16 protein-coding genes and 1 pseudogene are annotated in these 20,072 nt (G+C 41.7%); 12 read left to right on the top strand and 5 right to left on the bottom strand.

The window, feature by feature from the left end; all coding sequences use genetic code 11:
• Positions 1-27: 27 nt before the first annotated feature.
• Positions 28-894, bottom strand: coding sequence for an AraC family transcriptional regulator (locus tag DXA07_RS00280; RefSeq protein WP_118482815.1), 867 nt, complete (start codon positions 892-894; stop codon positions 28-30).
• 219 nt (positions 895-1,113) lie between these two features.
• On the opposite strand from DXA07_RS00280, the gene DXA07_RS00275 reads away from it, so the two are divergent.
• The 5 genes and pseudogenes from DXA07_RS00275 (at position 1,114) to DXA07_RS00250 (ending at position 9,006) form a co-directional block, all read left to right on the top strand.
• Positions 1,114-4,152: a glycoside hydrolase family 2 TIM barrel-domain containing protein gene (locus DXA07_RS00275; protein ID WP_118482813.1), complete on the top strand. Its 3,039-nt coding sequence runs from the start codon at positions 1,114-1,116 to the stop codon at positions 4,150-4,152.
• Positions 4,153-4,168: 16 nt separating this feature from the next.
• A pseudogene (locus DXA07_RS00270) lies at positions 4,169-5,541 on the top strand (glycoside-pentoside-hexuronide (GPH):cation symporter).
• 214 nt (positions 5,542-5,755) lie between these two features.
• Positions 5,756-6,196 carry an Hsp20/alpha crystallin family protein gene (locus DXA07_RS00265; protein WP_118482811.1) on the top strand — a complete coding sequence of 147 codons (441 nt, stop codon included), beginning with the start codon at positions 5,756-5,758 and terminating at the stop codon, positions 6,194-6,196.
• Between the two features lie 364 nt (positions 6,197-6,560).
• Positions 6,561-7,916 (top strand): AAA family ATPase, encoded by a 1,356-nt coding sequence (locus DXA07_RS00255; RefSeq protein WP_118482807.1) that lies wholly within the window; start codon positions 6,561-6,563, stop codon positions 7,914-7,916.
• A 157-nt stretch (positions 7,917-8,073) separates the two neighbouring features.
• The gene (locus DXA07_RS00250; RefSeq protein WP_348980706.1) at positions 8,074-9,006 is read left to right on the top strand and encodes a beta-ketoacyl-ACP synthase III; all 933 of its coding nucleotides are present in this window, start codon (positions 8,074-8,076) and stop codon (positions 9,004-9,006) included.
• A 642-nt stretch (positions 9,007-9,648) separates the two neighbouring features.
• On the opposite strand, the gene DXA07_RS00245 is transcribed toward DXA07_RS00250, so the two are convergent.
• Positions 9,649-11,007 (bottom strand): citrate synthase, encoded by a 1,359-nt coding sequence (locus DXA07_RS00245; RefSeq protein ID WP_118482805.1) that lies wholly within the window; start codon positions 11,005-11,007, stop codon positions 9,649-9,651.
• 152 nt (positions 11,008-11,159) lie between these two features.
• Between DXA07_RS00245 and DXA07_RS00240 the strand changes: the two genes are divergently transcribed.
• The 4 genes from DXA07_RS00240 to DXA07_RS00230 are packed head-to-tail and all read left to right on the top strand — an operon-like array spanning position 11,160 to position 14,476.
• On the top strand, positions 11,160-12,200 hold the full coding sequence (locus tag DXA07_RS00240; RefSeq protein ID WP_243013939.1) for a triacylglycerol lipase: 1,041 nt from the start codon (positions 11,160-11,162) through the stop codon (positions 12,198-12,200).
• Positions 12,201-12,226: 26 nt separating this feature from the next.
• On the top strand, positions 12,227-12,511 hold the full coding sequence (locus DXA07_RS13190; protein WP_243015386.1) for a hypothetical protein: 285 nt from the start codon (positions 12,227-12,229) through the stop codon (positions 12,509-12,511).
• A 29-nt stretch (positions 12,512-12,540) separates the two neighbouring features.
• Complete coding sequence (locus tag DXA07_RS00235) at positions 12,541-13,722, top strand: hypothetical protein (RefSeq protein WP_118482803.1); 1,182 nt, start codon at positions 12,541-12,543, stop codon at positions 13,720-13,722.
• Between the two features lie 58 nt (positions 13,723-13,780).
• Positions 13,781-14,476 (top strand): hypothetical protein, encoded by a 696-nt coding sequence (locus tag DXA07_RS00230; protein ID WP_021944463.1) that lies wholly within the window; start codon positions 13,781-13,783, stop codon positions 14,474-14,476.
• Between the two features lie 56 nt (positions 14,477-14,532).
• Here DXA07_RS00230 and DXA07_RS00225 read toward each other — a convergent pair whose 3' ends face one another.
• Positions 14,533-15,792, bottom strand: coding sequence for a transglutaminase domain-containing protein (locus tag DXA07_RS00225; protein ID WP_021944462.1), 1,260 nt, complete (start codon positions 15,790-15,792; stop codon positions 14,533-14,535).
• Between the two features lie 216 nt (positions 15,793-16,008).
• On the opposite strand from DXA07_RS00225, the gene DXA07_RS00220 reads away from it, so the two are divergent.
• Positions 16,009-16,188 carry a DUF6472 family protein gene (locus tag DXA07_RS00220; RefSeq protein WP_021944461.1) on the top strand — a complete coding sequence of 60 codons (180 nt, stop codon included), beginning with the start codon at positions 16,009-16,011 and terminating at the stop codon, positions 16,186-16,188.
• A 37-nt stretch (positions 16,189-16,225) separates the two neighbouring features.
• On the opposite strand, the gene DXA07_RS00215 is transcribed toward DXA07_RS00220, so the two are convergent.
• Positions 16,226-18,070, bottom strand: a complete 1,845-nt coding sequence (locus DXA07_RS00215; protein WP_118482801.1) for an ABC-F family ATP-binding cassette domain-containing protein — start codon at positions 18,068-18,070, stop codon at positions 16,226-16,228.
• Positions 18,071-18,255: 185 nt separating this feature from the next.
• Complete coding sequence (locus tag DXA07_RS00210; protein WP_008400539.1) at positions 18,256-18,513, bottom strand: HPr family phosphocarrier protein; 258 nt, start codon at positions 18,511-18,513, stop codon at positions 18,256-18,258.
• A 373-nt stretch (positions 18,514-18,886) separates the two neighbouring features.
• Between DXA07_RS00210 and udp the strand changes: the two genes are divergently transcribed.
• Together udp and DXA07_RS00200 are read left to right on the top strand one after the other, a co-directional pair.
• The gene (udp, locus tag DXA07_RS00205; protein ID WP_118483090.1) at positions 18,887-19,663 is read left to right on the top strand and encodes a uridine phosphorylase; all 777 of its coding nucleotides are present in this window, start codon (positions 18,887-18,889) and stop codon (positions 19,661-19,663) included.
• 141 nt (positions 19,664-19,804) lie between these two features.
• Entirely contained in the window at positions 19,805-20,056 is a 252-nt protein-coding gene (locus tag DXA07_RS00200; protein ID WP_008400537.1) for an acyl carrier protein, read from the top strand.
• Positions 20,057-20,072 lie beyond the last annotated feature (16 nt).

Here is a 20,072-nt window from a genome sequence, read left to right as displayed (position 1 = left end):
TGCTGGAACTGGGCAATGTTTTTTCTTTTATACTGTATGCGCGCCTCTTTTCCGATATTGAGAGGGGGAGAAGCCCTTTTGTTTCCGGAACAGCCGGCTGAAATATAACTGGTCATCATATCCTACGACCTTGGCTATTTCATTTATAGAATAGTTCGTCTGTTCTAAGAGAAGCTGGGCGTTGTTGATCCGGCGGGATACGATGAACTGCATCGGGGTCATGCCTGTGTATTTCTTGAAATTCCGTATGAACCAGCTCACGCTCATTCCTCTTGACTCGGCATATTGTTCTATGCTGATGTCTTTATTATAGTTTCCATTAAAGTAGGAAACTGCATAGTCCATTTCACGATCCAGATATTCATTTTTCAGGATATGTTCGCGTGACAGCTCCCGTTTAAATACGATTAAAAGGCGTGTTAGCAGTAAAACCAGCATTTCTTCATAATCATCCTGACAACGCTGCAGCTCCAGGATGATCTGTTTAAATATATGTTCATATTCCAGAGAGGAACCGACAGGAAATACTCTCCGGTTATCTTTAAATCCATATTTCCTCAGAAGATTCTTCACATCGGAGCCGGTGAAATGAATCCAGTAAACCTCTGTTTTATCTGCACCGTAATATTCATATTTCTGTAGTTCCTTCGGGCGGTAGAGTACCATATTGCCGGCAGGAACGATCGTCTCATTCTCAGCCTTATCAAAATGAAAATGTCCAAGCCCGGATGCGATATAGATGATCTGGTAGTCCTGTCTGCCCTTAGGACGATAGGTAGGCATCTTCGGGTCGCCACTTAAGCGGTATGTTCCGCAGCTTCCGACAATAAGCGGTCTGCGCTTGTCCTTGAAATCAAGGTAGGAATGATTCAGGTATCCGGTATTTATATACATGATGAAGCTCTCCTTTATTTGTAGGATTGTAATATAAAAAGATTTATTGATATTGTATCATTTTGTCCATATTCTGTCCATTCCGGTTCATAGACAGAAATGCTGTTCAAGTGTATGATAAATACAGACAAAACGAAATAACAAGATAATATTTGCAAATAATATCAAAAACATAAGAATAGTCGAAAACAAAAAAGTACATATAAGGGAGGATGACTTATGATAGTGCCACGTTATTATGAGAATTTGAATGTATTACATGAAAATACACAGCCTGCAAGGGCATACTATGTACCGGCTTCCTGTAGGATGGATGATCTGGTCGAGCACAGAGAAGGATCAGATCGGTTACAGTTATTAAATGGAAAATGGAAATTCCAATATTTTAAAAGTATTTATGATGTGAAGGATGCTTTTTATGAGATGGGATATGACACCGGAGCATTTGACGAGATCGAGGTTCCGGGCGTATGGCAGATGGCAGGATATGATACACACCAGTATACAAATATCCGCTATCCATTTCCATTTGACCCACCATATGTCCCACAGGATATACCGTGTGGAGCTTATGTGCATACCTTTTCTTATGCAAAGGATGTGGATGCGGCAAAGGCATTTCTGAATTTTGAAGGTGTGGATAGCTGCTTCTATGTGTGGATAAATGGGGAATATGTCGGATACAGTCAGGTATCCCATATGACCGGTGAGTATGATGTGACAGACATTTTAAAAGAGGGAGAAAATACGATTGCTGTCCTTGTCATGAAATGGTGTGATGGTTCTTATCTGGAGGATCAGGATAAATTTCGGATGAGTGGAATTTTTCGTGATGTCTATATTCTGAAAAGACCGGAGTGCGCCATTCGCGACTACCGCATCACGACTTCTGTTTTAAAGGAAAAGGCTGAGGTGAAGCTCGATCTGAGCTTTTATCAGGAGACAGCGGTTAAGGTTACGATCGAAGACAGGAATGGTGTGGTTGTAGCGGAAGGACAGGCAGAGCATGACGGAGCTTTCACATTTGAGATTATACAGCCGACACTTTGGAACACCGAGAATCCATATCTGTATACACTTATTTTGCAGAGTGAAAATGAGACGATCGTTGATCATATCGCTGTCAGAACGATAGAGATAAAGGATAAAGTTATTTACTTCAATGGACAGAAGATCAAATTCCGCGGTGTCAACCGGCACGATTCTGATCCGGTAACCGGCTTTACAGTGGATGTGGAGAAGATAAAAAAGGATCTTACCCTTATGAAACAGCACAACTTCAATGCGATCCGTTCCAGTCATTATCCAAATGCACCGTATTTTTATCAGATGTGTGACAAATATGGCTTCATGGTATGCGACGAGGCGGATATAGAAGCACATGGCCCATATATGTTATATCGCAAAGAGGATACTGACTACAACCGGTTCAAAAAGTGGAATGAGAAGATTGCAGACAATCCGGAATGGGAGGCGGCTATTCTTGACCGGGTGAAGCGGATGGTCGAGAGAGATAAGAACCGTTTCTGTATCGTGATGTGGTCGATGGGAAATGAAAGTGCATATGGCTGCAATTTTGAAAAAGCACTTGCATGGACGAAGCAGTATGATCCATCCCGTATTACCCAGTATGAAAGTGCAAGATACAGAAATTATGATGCGACCTATAATTATGAGAATCTGGATCTGTACAGCCGTATGTACCCGGCGCTGTCAGAGATCGAGGAATATCTGGAAAAGGACGGAAGCAAACCATTTCTGCTGGTTGAATACTGCCACAGCATGGGAAATGGTCCCGGAGATTTTGAAGATTATTTCCAAATGATCCACAGTGATGACCGCATGTGCGGTGGATTTGTATGGGAATGGTGCGACCATGCAGTTGCGCATGATCAAGCGGAAAACGGAAAGACGAAGTATTACTACGGCGGAGATCATGGAGAGGCGATACATGATGGTAATTTCTGTATGGATGGTCTTGTGTATCCGGACAGAACCCCGCATACCGGACTGCTCGAATACAAAAATGTCTACCGCCCGGTCAGAGTTCGGTCATTTGATCAGGAGAGCGGAACGCTTACCCTCCATAACTATATGGATTTTGATGATATTCAGGATTTCGTGGATATCTGTTATGAGGTAACTCAGGATGGCTTAAGTGTTCAGAAGGGCAAGGTAGTGGGTGCTTCGGCTGCTCCGCACAGTGATTGCACCGTGGGGCTTGATATCGATGTTCCTACGGCAGGCAGAGTATATCTGAAGCTTTCTTATCAGTTAAAGAAAGAGCTTCCGTTAGTTTCTGCGGGTCATGTATTGGGCTTTGATGAACTTTTGCTTGAGAATAAAGATGGAAGAAACCAGACAGCTGCCAAATGGACGGCTTCGGATGTGGAAGTATCCGATATCAGGGTAGAGGAAGACGATGCATGGATCGTGTTAAATGGTGATGGCTTCACATATCGGCTGGATAAGCGTACCGGCTTGTTCAGCGGACTTCAGTATGCAGGCAGGGAATATCTGAATCATCCAATGGAGCTTAACATCTGGCGTGCGCCTACAGATAACGATATGTATATCCGGGCAGAATGGGAGAAGGCTCATTATGATGAGGCATACACAAGAGCATATAGTGAACAGATCCTTCAGAACAAATTCGGAGTAATGATCATGTGCCATGCAGGTGTGGTAGCTCCAACCGTTCAAAAGCTGATCGATGTAGAGATTATGTGGAAAATAGATGGCGCAGGCAGAATTGCTGCGGGAATAACAGCAGTAAAAGATGAGGAACTCCCGGATCTTCCAAGATTTGGTATAAGAATGTTTCTGGATAAGAAGCTTTCTGAGGCTGCCTATTATGGCATGGGACCACAGGAAAGCTACCGCGACAAGCACAGAGCTGCCAGCCATGGCTTGTTCAGAAGTTCTGTGCAGGAGCTTCATGAAGATTACATCATGCCGCAGGAGAATGGAAGCCACTATGACTGTGATTATGTGGAACTGACAAATCTGCGATATGGAATGGCTGTTGCTGCAGAACATACATTTTCATTTAATGCCTCTTATTACACTCAGGAAGTGCTTACGCAGACGAAACACAATTATGAGCTTACGGAAGCCGACAGTACGGTGCTCTGTATTGATCATGCACAGAATGGAATCGGTTCGAACAGCTGTGGCCCGGTTGTTTCGGATGAATACAGGTTCAGTGAAAATGAGTTCCGGTTTGATTTCACGCTGGTACCGTTTGTGAGGGGTTAATTAGGAGGAGATACGGATGGAAGAGAAGAAATATTTAAAATGGTATAATAAAGTAGGTTATGGTTCGGGAGATATCGCGGGAAATGTGGTATATGCGTTTCTGACATCCTTTGTCATGGTATACCTGACGGATACGGTCGGACTTGCTTCAGGCATTGTCGGCACACTGATCGCGGTATCCAAATTATTTGATGGATTTACGGATGTATTTTTCGGATCCCTGATTGATAAGACACACAGCAGACTGGGAAAGGCAAGACCATGGATGATCTATGGATATATTGGCTGTGCAATCACGCTGGTTGCATGTTTTGCAGTTCCAGCCGGTATGGGTAAGGCTGCACAGTATACATGGTTTTTCATTGCATACACATTGTTAAATGGTGTGTTTTACACGGCAAATAATATTGCGTATTCGGCACTTACCTCACTGATCACAAAGAACAGCAAAGAACGAGTTCAGATGGGTTCTTATCGGTTTATATTTGCATTTTCAACCAGCCTTTTGATCCAGACGATCACGGTCGGATTCGTGGACTGGTGCGGTGGAGATGCGGCGGCATGGAGATTAGTAGCAATCATCTATGCGATAGTTGGTCTTGTGGTAAATACGATCTCCGGTCTGTCTGTGAAGGAGCTTCCGGAGGAAGAATTAAACGATGGAGAGCCGAAGAAAACCGAGGAGAAGTATAGTCTGGTTCAGGCATTTAAGCTCCTTATTAAGAACAAATATTATATTATGATCTGTGGAACTTACATCTTGCAGCAGCTTTACAGTGCCATGATCGGTGCGGGTCTGTTCTATATGACATGGGTTCTTAAGAATAAGAATCTGTTCGGGCAGTTTGCCTGGGCAGTAAATATTCCCCTCATTATAGCACTGATATTTACACCGACGCTGGTTGGCAAATGGAAGGGCATGTATAAGCTGAACCTTAGAGGATATATCATAGCGGTTATTGGCAGAGCTTGGTTGTTGTTGCCGGCTATATTGGAAGCATCCCGCTTATGCTGGCATTTACAGCTCTTGCAGCGCTAGGCCAGGGACCTTGGCAGGGAGATATGAATGCGGTTATTGCTTCCTGTTCCGAATATACCTACCTGACACAGGGAAAGCGGGTTGACGGAACTATGTACTCCTGTACTTCGCTTGGTGTAAAGATCGGAGGAGGAATCGGAACGGCGGTTGTCGGCTGGCTCCTTGAACTGTCCGGTTATAAAGGAACGATGGCGGTTCAGCCACAGTCGGCTCTTGATATGATGCAGTTCATGTATCTGTGGCTGCCGTTGATATTTGATATACTAATCCTGCTTATACTTTCCAGAATGAATGTGGAAGCGGCAAATGAAAAGCTTAAGGCAGAGCGGGGAATGTGTGCAGGAGAATAATCTACAAGACTTCACAGATTTTTCACAAAAACTATTAGCACTCTCTATTGACGAGTGCTAATACAAGTGGTATAACATAATCAGAACGAAGGAGAGGACATCAGATAGAGACTGATGGAGGTTCCGGAGTTCCGGAAAAATAACAATTACGTGTTCTGACAATGGTCAGCACACAAAAGAATAAAATGTATGTATTTGAATGGAGGAATGACTTATGTTGATGCCTAGTATTTTTGGAGAAAATTTATTTGATGATTTTTTTGATGATTTTGCACGTCCTTATAAAGTGACAACAGGTTATACACAGCCTGCTAATATTATGAAGACAGATGTAAAAGAGACCGAAGGTTCATTTGAACTGGATATTGATATGCCCGGTTACAAGAAAGAAGATGTAAAGGCAGAGTTGAAGGATGGTTACCTGACCATCACAGGTACAACGAAGAAAGAAACAGGCGATCAGGACAAGAAAGGCAAATATGTCCGCCGTGAAAGATATTGTGGTTCTTGCAGCCGTAGCTTCTATGTTGGTAAGGCAGTTGAAAAGGAAGACATCAAGGCAAAATTTGAAGATGGTGTTTTAAAGATCAGCGTACCAAAGAAAGAAGAGAAGCCAAAGGTTGAGGAAAGCAAATATATCTCAATTGAAGGATAATTCTTTCACTTCCTGTATGAAAATTATTAAAGTAAATCATTTTGTCTCCTTCTGATAGAAATGTCAGATATGAATAATCATAAATGGGGCTGTTGCTTTACGAAGAATCATTCGTAGGGCAGCAGCCCTTTTTAGTTTTTGCAGCATACAGGAAAGACATCGTAAGCAATCGTTGCAGGAGCCGGAACATATCAAAACAAGTTGTTTCCTTAAAACAGGAAAAATGTTACAGACAGACAGTAAAAAATGTGGAAAAATGTTATAAAATAAGGAGAAAAACGTGGAAAAATGTTACAGACGGGCTTGAAAAATTTGAGAAAAATGTTACTATTGATTATAGACGGTATATATGGGAGGTGGAAAAATGTTAAGAAGAAAGGCATATCAGGAGCTTTTAAAGTGGAAGAATGAATCAAAAGGAAAGGCAGTATGTATAATAGGAGCCAGACAGATTGGAAAGACAACACTCATCCGGGAATTTGGAGCAAGAGAATATGAACATTTTGCAGAGATAAATTTCGTAACGGACAAAAATGCTTCCAGAATATTTGAGGGAAAACTGGTTGCTGATGAAATTATTACAAATATAACTGCGTATTTGCACAAAAGTCTTGAGCCGGGAAAAACGTTGATTTTATTTGATGAAGTGCAGGAATGCCCGCAGGTCAGAGCTGCGATAAAATTTCTTGTTGAGGATGGAAGATTTGATTATATAGAATCTGGTTCATTACTGGGAGTGCGTTATAAAGAAATCAGTTCGTATCCGGTTGGATTTGAACAGATATTGCCTATGTATCCGCTTGATTTTGAGGAATATATGTGGGCAAATGGAATACAGCAGTCAACATTTGATTATTTAAAAGAATGTTATGATAATGCTTCAAGGGTTTCAGATACGGTTCATGAAACATTAAGCAAGCTTTTTTATAGTTATCTTGTAGTGGGTGGCATGCCTGAAAATGTGCAGATTTATGTAGATACACATGATGTTGCAAAGGTTGTTATGAACCAGAGAAGTATTTTGGATTTATATCGATTGGATATTGCAAAATACGCATCAGAGAATGAGAAAGCAAAGATCAAAGCAATATATGATGGCATTCCATCCCAGTTAAATGAAAAAAATCGCAGATTTAAACTTAGTAGTATCCATCCGGATGCCAGAATGTTACGATATGAGGATTGCTTTAATTGGCTGACAGATGCAGGAGTCGCACTGGCATGTTATAACGTAGCAGAACCTCAGCCCCCATTGCAGTTAAGCGAAAAGAGAAATCTTTTCAAATTGTATATGGGTGATGTCGGTTTGCTGTGTGCGGCTTGTATGGAAAATGTTCAGTTCGATCTGCTAATGGGAAACGTGGATGTTAATATGGGGAGTATTCTTGAAAATGCGTTTGCACAGAACCTTCAGGCAGGTGGCTTTCATTTGAATTATTATGATTCAAAAAAGATTGGAGAGTTAGATTTTGTATTACAAAGAGGTTTGTCGGTTGAGCTTGTAGAAGTAAAATCTGGAAATGATTACCATAAACATAAAGCGTTGGATCGTGCATTACAGGTTGAAAACTGGAAATTTAAAGAGTCGGTTGTCTTTTCAAAAGGAAATATAGAGTCAGAGAATGGGATCACATATCTGCCCTGGTATATGGTCATCTTTTTTCATCAGGAAAAAGAGCCAGATCAGATGATATATGAAATAGACCTAAGCGACTTATAAAAGGAATGCACATAGATTCTTTACAGGGAATTGCTGGAATTGGTATGTTATGTTATACTAAGCGGGATTAAACAATGCAGGAAGATATATAGACCGAATGAAAACAAGCCTAAAATGAGGGATATATAACAATAAAAAAATACAAAGGGGAAAACCTATGCCAATAAGAATAATGGGAACCGGAAGCTTTTTACCGGAAAAAAATGTGTCAAATACAGACCTTGAGAAATATGTAGATACTTCGGACGAGTGGATCTCCAGCCGAACCGGAATTAAGAATAGAAGAATCGCAGTACATGAGACAACTGCAGGAATGGCAGCAGAGGCTGCAAAGAAAGCCTTGGAGATGGCAGGAAAAGAAGCAATTGATGTAGAACTGATCGTGTTTGCAACAGTAACACCGGATTATTATACACCGAGTGCCGCATGCCAGGTTCAGGCGGAACTGGGCGCAGACAATGCCATTGCATTTGATGTAAATGCCGCATGTTCAGGATTTGTATTTGCACTCAATGTGGCAAAAATGTACATCGAGACAGGCTTTGTTAAGAATGCACTGGTAATTGGTGCGGAGACATTATCCAAGATCCTCGACTGGAACGATCGTGGAACTTGCGTGTTGTTTGGAGATGGAGCAGGTGCAGCGTATCTGGAAGAATCCGACAAGGGAATTATCAGTGTAGTACAGGGATCGATCGGTAAGAAGGGAATGGTTCTGAACTGCGAGAGCAGACGTACTCACAATATATTTACGGAAGCCGGGATCGAACATGATTATCTGCATATGGATGGACAGGAAGTATACAAATTCGCAGTCAGACAGTGCCCGAAGTGCCTGCTCGAAGCACTGGAAAAGGCAGATATGACAGCCGATGATATTGATTATTTCGTTCTTCATCAGGCAAATGTCCGTATTATCGAATCAGTAGCAAAGCGGTTAAAAGCACCGATCGAGAAGTTCCCGATGACGCTCGGATATACCGGAAATATGAGTGCTGCCAGTGTACCTGTCATGCTTGACAGTCTGGTGCGTGATGGCGGCTTAAAACGTGGCGACAAGGTTGCAATGTCAGCATTTGGCGCGGCTTAACCTATGGTGCGATCGTACTTGAGTGGTAGAGAACGTCTAAACGGCGGTCGCCTGTGCGATACCAGATTCGACCTTGTGCCAAGACTCCCTGCGGTTCCTATAAACTGCATATACCCGATTCGCAAATATTCCTGTGCTAACTCGCCTGACGGCTCAGACAAGCACTCATATTTGCCGGTATATGCAATTCATAACGGAATCCTCGCTGATGTCTTGAGACAAGGCCGAATCTGGTATCGCATAGGTGACCGCCGTTTTTCGTTACATTCCTCAGTGCAGCGGTACATAAGGTTGCAAAAGACGCAACCTAAGTACCGGCGTTCGGAAAGGTTTGCTTCATAACAATATAGGATCGAGATAGATGAACGACAGAGAGAAAAGGCTGTAGCAGCATACAATTAATAAAGTCCTGTCCAGATAATGCCAGATTAAGCAGAAATGGAAAATAGCATTACTGTTATGTAGCAAGCCTTTTCTCACGTCAGTCGTTAATGAGCCACCGTTAGGTGGGGAATTTAGGACTGCTACGTGAGAATAGAGTGCAAACGCCTTGCGGAATAATATGTAATGCTATTTTCCATTTCGTTTCAAAGTCACCTGGACAGGACTGATTAGCTGTAAGCTGCTACAGTCTCTTTTATATTATCGTTCGTTGATAGGAACGTACTCTTTGATCTCTGCAATGCTGGTGTAGGCAGGACGGATGATCTTGTAGGAATTAACAAGCTCTTCCATACGGTGTGCACTCCAACCGACTACTCGTGCAATTGCAAATAACGGGGTAAACATCTCAGCAGGAATCTTTAACATTTTGTAGAGAAGTCCGCTGTAATAGTCAATATTGATACAAACACCTTTGTAAATCTTACGTTCTTCGGCAATGATCTTAGGTGCAATGCGCTCGATCATCTCATAAAGGGCATATTCTTCGTCCATACCCTTTTCGGCTGCCAGAAGCTTTACATATTTTTTGAATTCCAGAGCACGGGGATCGGATATAGAATAGAATGGATGTCCCATACCATATACGATACCGGTCTTGTCATATGCTTCCCGGTTGACAATCTTACGGATATACTCGCCAACTTCTTCCTCATCTGTGATATCTGATACATTGTCACGGATATTTTTCATCATACCCATAACCTGATAATCACCGCCACCGTTTAAAGGCCCCTTTAAGGAACAGAGGGCAGCAGCCATTGTTGCATATGTATCGGAACCGGAAGAGGTTACAACACGCGTTGTAAAGGTTGAGTTGCTTCCGCCACCATGCTCCATATGAAGCACCAGTGCCAGATCCAGTACACGGGCTTCCAGACGGGTGTATTTCCGGTTGGAACGCAGGGTACTTAATATATTTTCGGCAAATGACAATTCAGGAAGCGGCTTATGGATATAACAGCTCTTGCCAAGTTCATAATGGCGGTATCCCTGATAGGAATAAACGGCCAGACGAGGGAACATACTGATCAACTGGATACACTGCTGTAATACATTTTCCAGAGAGTTGTCACCCATCTTTTTATCGTATGAACCAAGAGCCAGTGTACTCTTTGTCATATTTGCAATAATATCGGCAGTCGGACTCTTCATGATCACATCCTGAATGAAATGATGCGGCAGATCATAACTGATATTTAAAACCTGCTTGAAGTTCTGAAGCTCCTTTTCATCCGGCAAAACGCCGAATAACAAGAGATATGTACATTCCTCAAAACCAAAACGATTATCCAGGAAAAATCCTTTGATCAGATCATGAATTTCGTAGCCACGATAGTAGAGCTCTCCGGCACATGGAATACGGTTGCCGTTTTCATCTGTTGTAAATGATTTACTGAGAGAGACATTCGTGATTCCGGCATTGATACCGATACCATTTAAATCACGGAGACTACGTTTTACACCATATTTTTCATATAAGGCATCATCAATGCTGTTGTTTTTGATACACATATCCAGATGGCTCTTTGTGAAAGGGCCGATATTATTAATTGACATTTCAATTTCCTCCTGTGAATAGGATAATACTAAAAGTCATTATCGCATTTTTTTATAGAGAATGCAATGAAATAATTGTAGCAAGGCAGCACATGCTTTGGTATAATTAGTATGGTTACAAAAAAGGAGAGTGTATAAAACGGAGGATATACATGAGAAAAGGGAGATTGGCGGTTGTTACAGTCTTTGGAAGCCTTGCAGTCGGGCTTGCTGCCTGTACGGTATTGTCAGGCAGAGTTTATAATAGCGTGTTGTACGATATTGTTCCATGGCTTGTTACGGGGATGGTCTGTGTAATACCGACGGTATTGTGCGGAAAACTGGAAACACCAAGACTTAGCAAATGCAGAAACGGCTGTATGCAGCTATTTGTATTCTGTGTATCCACAGTGCTTACAATTATATATACCGTTTTATGTATGGCAAAAGTTCTTCCGGCTGAATATATACCGACAAATGGGAAAATGTGGGTATTTCATATATTGACAGCGATTCTTGTGGAAGCAGTTGTGTTCTGGAATGGAATGATCCGGATATATCTGACGTCAGAACAGCTTGGTATCAAATGGAGAGGGATCGGAGCTGTATGTGGCATGATACCGGTTGTAAATCTGGTCGTATTTGGGAAGATGCTTCGCTTGACGATAGGAGAGGTTTCATTTGAAAATGATAAGGTTCGATTGAATCGGGAACGGAATAAAGATCAGATCTGCAAAACAAAATACCCGATTCTGCTGGTGCATGGTATCTTCTTCCGGGATTTCAAATTGTTAAATTACTGGGGAAGAATTCCAAAGGAACTGGAGACAAATGGTGCAGTTCTTTTTTATGGCAATCACCAGTCGGCAGCATCGGTTCCGGCATGTGCGCAGGAGCTGGATGCAAGAATCCGGGAGATCGTAGCTGAAACGGGCTGTGAAAAAGTAAATGTGATCGCACATTCAAAAGGTGGTCTGGATATGCGCTATGCCTTATCAGAACTTGGTACAGATCGGTATGTTGCATCACTAACAACGATAAATACACCGCACCGGGGATGTGAATTTGCAGATTATCTGTTAAATATTGTTCCGGAAAAAGAGCAGCAGAGCGTGGCAAAAGCGTATAATGCAGTATTTAAAAAATTGGGCGATGATTCGCCGGATTTTCTGTTGGGAGTAAAAGATCTGACAGCTTCGGCATGTAAAGCCTAAATGATAAATTACATGATGCACAGGGCGTGTTATATCAGAGCGTTGGTTCGAGGCAGAATGTGGCAGGAAATGGCAGATTTCCGCTGAATTATACATATCGATTGGTAAAATATTTTGATGGAGCAAATGATGGACTGGTAGGCGAAAAATCATTCCCATGGGGAGCAGATTTCAAATACCTGACAGTGGAGGGGAAGCGCGGAATCTCGCATGGAGATGTGATCGATCTAAACCGGGAAAATATTCCGGGATTTGATGTCCGGGAATTTTATGTGAAGCTGGTTCATGATTTAAAAACAAAGGGATATTGATATATAAAAGAAAAGGAGCAGGTAATAAAATGGGTGAGGAAAATAAAAATGTAAAAAAGCCCGCAGTATCAAATGCAGTAGTGAAGAAAAGATCGGCGGGAACTGGAACAAAGAGCACTGGCGGCACACGTCCGGGTAACGGGACAAAAAGCACTGGCGGCACACGTCCGGGTAACGGGACAAAAAGCACTGGCAGTACACGTCCGGGTAGTGGCACAAGTGCTGGTAGTGCGCATTCAAATAGAACAGGCAGTGGTGTAAAAAATACCGCAGCCAGAAGCAATGGAGGCAGCGCAAGAAACACCAGCGCACATTCAGGTAACGGAACAAAGAGTGCCAACACTGGCAGCGTACGTTCAAACAATACATCAGGAAGAAAGACACAGCCACAAAAAAGAAGACGCAGGAGAATAACGGCAAATCAGTTTACATTGCTGCTTGCAGTTGTTGTAGGCATTATTCTGCTTTTTATGGTAAATGGCATTATGCGTGGCCGCTATCTCAAGGTAAAGCAGATTTCAAGCGAATATGTATTGGGTTCGAAATTTGATATCACGGCATATGTAGAGCCGGTGAACAGTAAGGCGGTTGTTACCTGCGATACAGCGGATTTTGCACCGGAGAAGATTGGTTCCTATAAAGTGAGCTATATAGTAAAATGCGGAAAGCTGAAAAAGAAGAAAAAACTTACGCTTGAAGTAGTTGACAGAGATTTCCCGGAAATTATCGGACCGGATAATCTGGGCGTTTTCGTAAATGAGCAGGTCGATCTGCTGGATTACTATTCAGTAGAGGATTCACAGCCGGATCTGACCAATGAACTTACGATCAACCGTCAGATCGATACAACAAAGACCGGAGATCTGGACTGTACACTTCGTGTTACAGACTGGAGCAATAATTCATCATCAAAGGATATTACAGTTACCGTATATGGCTTTGAAGGGGATATGAAGAATGCGGCGCTGGCAATCCGTGCATATAACCGGGATAAGGGATATGCGGTATCGGATAATGGAGTATATGTATATTATCCGGATGAAGATAAGAAAACAGCAAATGTATTGATCAATAACAGTATATTATATGAAGTTTCTGATGATTGCAGCAGTAAGGAAATGGATGAAAATGACGAACTGGTTCAGACGATTATGAACGAAGGAATCTGGATATCCATTGATAATCTGGGTGATTTTAATTATTTAAAATAAACACTTTCGGGTGTAGCTTGCTGGCTGATATCAGATCAGAAATTGGGAGGATGTCATTATGGATAATACGGAAATTTTCCTTGATAAATACAAGGAGCTGGAAAATGCAGCAATTAATGAATTCAAACTTCCGCCGGATGGTTCGGCGGTTGCCAAGCTGGAGAAGCGGAGTGAATTCAAGGATATCCGGTTTGAACTGAATTATTGCAGAGAAGTGAGAAATCTTCTGCAGCATAACCAACGGCTGGATGAGGAATTTGCTGTACAGCCGGGCAAGAAGATGATCGAGCTTCTGGAAATGGTGCTGGATCGTATCAAGAATCCGGTGCGGTGTATGGATATTGCAGTACCCTTTAATAATCTGGTATGGCGTTCGTTGGATGATCCGGTTATGCCGGTTATCCGGATCATGAATGACAGAAATATTTCTCATGTGCCAATCCTGAAAGATAAAAGGGTAGTGGGAGATTTCAGTGACAACTGTATTTTTCCGTATTTATTGGGAGACACAAATTGTCATATTGATGAGAAAACCCGGTTTCGGGATCTTCAGGAATATATTGAGCTGGAGAAACATCCGTCTGAACGTTTCCGCTTTGTTGCATATGATGAAAAAGTTATGAATGTTAAGAAATACTATGAAGAAAGCAGAAGAGATCATGAAAGGATTGGCCTGATCTTTTTAACAGAGACAGGACACCCGGATGAACGCCTGTTGGGAATCCTGACCTCCTGGCTGATCATAGGAAATTAATAAGAAAAAAAGTGGAACTGTACCTTTGTTATCATAGGTATAGTTCCACTTTTTTATTATGACAGTGGTGGACGACGAAGTTCCTCATCCAGTTCGGAATGATCGATCGTTACGGTCTTTGTATTCTTAATCTTTTCGACACGTCTTGCTTTCCGTCTTTTGTGAATCCGTTTAACCAAAGTGACGATCAGGATTATGATAACACCAAGGCTGATCAGGACAACGGACACACCGTATTTATCCAGTATTTTATCGAAAAAATTGTAATTGTCTTCCTGCCAGATGTTTTCAGCTTCCAGTGTAGACTGGATGCTGTCGATACTGTGAGCCGTACCGGTACAGGTTGGAATACCAGGCAGCCAGTCAGATGCAGGATTCAGATCGGATGCTTCATCACTGGTAATGTTAAAATAATCATAGATCAGAACATTTTTGCCGGAGGTTGTTTCCGGATGATCATACGCAAGATCTACAATATACCAGCCATCATCCAGATAAACCATGTTCCATGCATGTGAATTATAGGTAGAATCATCGTTTTCTTTGGTATTTCCTTCTACATAGATACATTTTACACCGGTGGCATCCATAACTGCCTTGAATGCTTTGGCATATCCAAATGAAGTTGCTGTCTTATGCTTTGCGTTGAAAATACCATCTACTGTATAGGACCAGCTTAATCCGGAATGTGAGTTTTCATTGCTGACCTGGAAGTAAGTATCTTCAATGATCGCATTATGGATCAGATATTCCTTCTGGTAATCAGGAAGATCTTTTTCCAGATTGCCAGCAAGATTTGATACGGAGATATCAATGTTATTCTTAATGACCTGTCTGGAACTTCCATTTGCATAATCATTATAACAGACAATCTCGACATTATAGCATACAGCACCGCCATCTAAAGACTTGGTACTGTAATTAAAGGAAGGAGACATCCAGAAGTATGTAGGATTATCTGCCAGAAAGGCATTGATAACTGCCTGCATACCTGTCGGACCGATAACTTCCCATGTTTTGCTTGTAACATTGATCGAAAATGCTTTATAGTAGCTGTTTTCGGTATTCGCATTTTCGTATTCCGCATTCTGGTTTGAATTGTGAAATGCATCTGCTGCTTCTTTTAACTGGTTATAAGCATCCCGGTAAGCATCGTTATCGAAATTGTTATAATAGTATAAAGAAGTATCGATGGTAGCTGCGGCAGACTTTTTATCTTTTGCATCTTTGTCTGCGGTATCCTCTGCGGCGAGGACTGTCATACTTGAAAAAGTAAAAATAGCAGCTATTATAAATAATAGTAGTTTTTTCCTCATAATTACGCACCCCAGTTTCTTTTCTATATCAGAAAAGTTATAAAATTATACTTTCTTAATAATATCACAATATGGAAAGTATTGCCAGTCAAAAACTCTTTTCTGTAGGCATGAACAATATATTATGGGATAGGACTTGCAAATTGGAAATAATATGTGTAATATTTACTGAAAACAGGCAATTAATTTGGGAAAATGATAAGAAGGAGGTTGCTTATGGGAGCAGCGAGTTGTGATTTGTGCGCACACTATGTGTATGATGAAGAAGATGATTTTTCGGAATGCATGGTGAATATGGATGAAGATGATTATGCCAGATTTATAACGAGCTCATATGAAAGCTGTCCATATTTTCAGTTAGATGATGAGTATAAAGTAGTGAGGAAACAGATGTAAGCCTGTCTCCTCATTTTCTTATTTATTATGATTATACCTATTTTTTAAAGGATTCCAGAAGATCTGTAAGGTAAACATACCGTTCCATCAGATGTTCCAGCTTCAGTTCGGCATTTTCCTTTTCTGCCATCAGGTGATTCAGCTTTGTAAAATCTGTTGTGGAAGCTGCGATTTCCCTGTCCAGTCCATCAATGGTTTCTTCACAGGCAGCAATGTCGTCTTCAATGGTATCGTATTCACGCTGTTCATTAAAAGTGAATTTGGTTTTTGCACGTTTCGGTGCGGTATCCTTTTCTACTGTTTCTGATTTTGAAATATCTGCTGCAGGTTTTCCCTTGGAAGCCGGAGCAGGCTTTGCAGAACCGGAACCGGACTTTACAGAATTTGCAAATGTTCCATATTCCAGATAATAGTCGGTATAGCTTCCTTCAAACTGCCTGATCTGTCCATAGCCGTCATAGACAAACAGCCGTTTTACAACACGGTCAAGGAAATACCGGTCGTGGGAAACTACGATCAGAATGCCCTGAAAGGTATCCAGATAATCTTCCAGAATACAGAGTGTTGATATATCCAGATCATTGGTTGGTTCATCCAGGATCAGAACATTCGGCGAGCCGGCAAGGATCTTAAGCAGATACAGGCGGCGCTTTTCCCCGCCGGACAGCTTGCCGATCCGTTGGTGCTGCAGGGTGGAGTCAAACAGGAATTCCTCACAAAGGGTAGATGCCGACATATATCCATCGACGGTTCGGATATATTCTGCGGTTTCCTTCACATAGTCCAGTACAATCTTGTTATCGTCCAGCATTTCATTTTCCTGTGAGAAATATCCGATATTTACGGTTTCACCGATCTCTATGATACCGGAGTCGGGTTCCAGCTTGCCGGTGATCAGCTTCATAAGGGTTGATTTACCACAGCCATTTGGTCCGGTAATACCGATTCTGTCATTACGCAGAAAATTATAAGAGAAGTTCTCGATGAGTGGGTGAGTAAGTCCCGGAAAGCTTTTTGAAATATTATGAAGTTCTATCGTTTTATTTCCAAGTCTGCTGGCAATTGAGCTGAGATTTACTGTCTTATCAGCTTCCATCATTTCTTCGGCTGCAAGGGCTTCATAGCGCTTGATATGAGCCTTTTGTTTGGTGCTTCTTGCGCGCGCACCACGGCGGATCCATGCGATCTCTTTCCGGAGAATATTCTGGTGCTTGCGTTCGGTGGCAAGCGCAATATTTTCACGTTCGGCTTTCAACATGAGATAGCCTTCATAATTGGCATCATAGTTGTAGATGTATCCTTTGTCGATCTCAACGATCCGGTTTGTTACACGATCGAGAAAATAACGGTCATGTGTGACCATGACCAGTGCACCCCTGTAGTTGTTCAGATAGTCCTCTAGATATTCGGTCATATCATTATCCAGATGGTTAGTTGGTTCATCAAGAACCAGAATATCACAGCTTGAAAGAAGGGCAGCGGCAAGGGCTACCTTTTTCTTCTGACCGCCGGACAGACTGGAAACCGGGATGCTGGTATCTGTGAATCCAAGCTTATCCAGAAGTGCCCGTGCATCTCCTTCAATGCTCCACTTATTTTCTTCTGTGCTGTTTGCCGTGATAACATGTTCGTAGATTGTTTCATCATCATGGAAAGTCGGACTCTGTGGAAGATAATTGACAACAACATTATTGCCTTTCACGATCAATCCGGCATCGCAGGTATCGATACCGGCGATCATTTTTAACAAGGAGGATTTCCCCGTGCCATTTATACCAATCACACCAATCTTATCACCGGTGTTGACAGAAAAATCGGCTCCCTTAAAGAGAACCTTGTCTGTATAGGCTTTATGAATATTTTTCATTGTTAATAAGTTCATTTGTGTTCCTCAAATCATTATTCAAATTTACTTATCCATTTTATGATGGTTTTCCAGCTACGTCAATAACCCTTTTCCTTACAATGAAAAAAGGATACCCGGTAATCATGACCGGATATCCTTTTTTACGACTGCTCTTATAGCTTCTGTTTGTCGTATATTCCTTTTATTAAATGTAAGTTGCCTTATGCGACTGCTGGTTCAGCGATGAAAGGCTTCAGTGTTGACATGTATGAATCGGAAATACCATCATAGAATTTTACGGTTAATTCATCTCTCAGATCGAGACTGATAACACCAAGAATAGATTTTGCATCTACCATATAGTTTTTGTTTGTAGCTGATATATCGACATCACCATGATATCCTCTCATTACATCTACAAACTGCTTTACTTCATCAACGCTGCTTAATTTTACTTTAATGTCAGTTGATTTAGCCATAAAACTCGCCTCCTTGATTTGTTGAACAATTTATAATCCTTTTTTTTGCTAAAGTCAAATTATGAAAGTGTGAACAAAAAGCAAAATTATTACCAATTTATAAAATTTTTTAAAGCGAATAGAAATTTTATCCTAAAGAAATTCAAAAATCGGCATTTTTAAGTTAAGGATATTCATTTATATGTAGTAAAACTGTAATGGTGTTACAAATTGCTATGAAAAATTTGTACAAAATAGGAGAAATTGGTGATTTTGGTGTATATTTTCGGTATAATACAGGTAAATAGCAGTTGATATGTATCTGCTTTTGTAAATAGCTGTAAAAAAACAGGGATTGACCGGAACAAAAGCAGACAGAAACGGAGGTGGCAGTATGATCTATCAGGAAGGATCAGGACGGGAATATCACATAAAGACAGGGAAGAACGAAATCGGAAAATATGTAATCCTGCCGGGGGATCCGAAGCGGTCAGCGAAGATCGCAGCTTATCTGGATGATGCAAAGCTGGTTGCGGACAACCGGGAATTCGTGACATATACCGGATATCTGGAGGGCGAGAAGGTCAGTGTAACATCGACCGGTATCGGCGGACCATCAGCAGCGATTGCATTGGAGGAACTGGTGCATTGTGGCGCAGATACATTTATAAGGGTTGGAACCTGTGGCGCGATGCAGTTAGATATCATGGGAGGGGATATCGTGGTGGCAACCGGTGCTGTCCGGATGGAGGGTACATCAAAGGAATATGCTCCGATCGAATATCCGGCGGTTGCAAGCTATCCGGTTATTCAGGCACTGACAAAAGCCTGCGAGACGACGGGAGTTCGATACCATACCGGAATTGTTCAGAGCAAGGATTCCTTCTATGGACAGCATGAGCCGGGAAACAAGCCGGTGTCCTATGAACTGGAAGCCAAATGGGAGGCATGGAAGCGGATGGGCTGTCTGGCATCCGAGATGGAGTCAGCGGCGTTATTTATCGTAGGTGCTTATCTGGGTGTGAAGGTCGGAGCCTGTTATCTGGTGGTTGGAAATCAGGAGCGGAAGGCAGCAGGGCTTGAGAATCCACTGGCATACGATACAGACATGGCAGTAAAGACCGCAGTTGAGGCAGTCCGGCAGATGATTCTGGATGCAAGGAAAGAATAAAAGCTATTAATATAGTAAGAAGTTATTGAAAAAAAGTGTTAAAACATATACAATGTTAATAACAGTATTTGGTAAATATTAACAAAAAGAACCTGACGATATAATATGTCGGGTTCTAAAATATCAGATAGGAGGTCAGTAATGGACAGAAAGGATTTGGAAGCAAAGGTTTTACAGGCTGTAGCTTGTGTTATGCCGGAGATCGACATCAGCAAGCTTGACATGACAGCCGAGTTGACAAAAGAATATGGGGTTAATTCTGTATCAATTATTCAGTTGATCGTAGAGCTTGAAAATGATTTCAATATTGAATTTCAGGATTCAGAACTTGCATTGGGCTTGTATTATGATATGAATGATGTGGTTGCCGCTGTTGCAGCCAAGTTGAATTAAAGAAGACAAGGGAGGT

It is taken from the genome of Clostridium sp. AM54-37XD, assembly GCF_003478225.1.
Lineage (GTDB): Bacteria > Bacillota > Clostridia > Lachnospirales > Lachnospiraceae > Coprococcus > Coprococcus ammoniilyticus.
The sequence above is the reverse complement of the archived record's forward strand: the minus strand, read 5'-3'. Positions and strand labels throughout refer to the sequence as shown.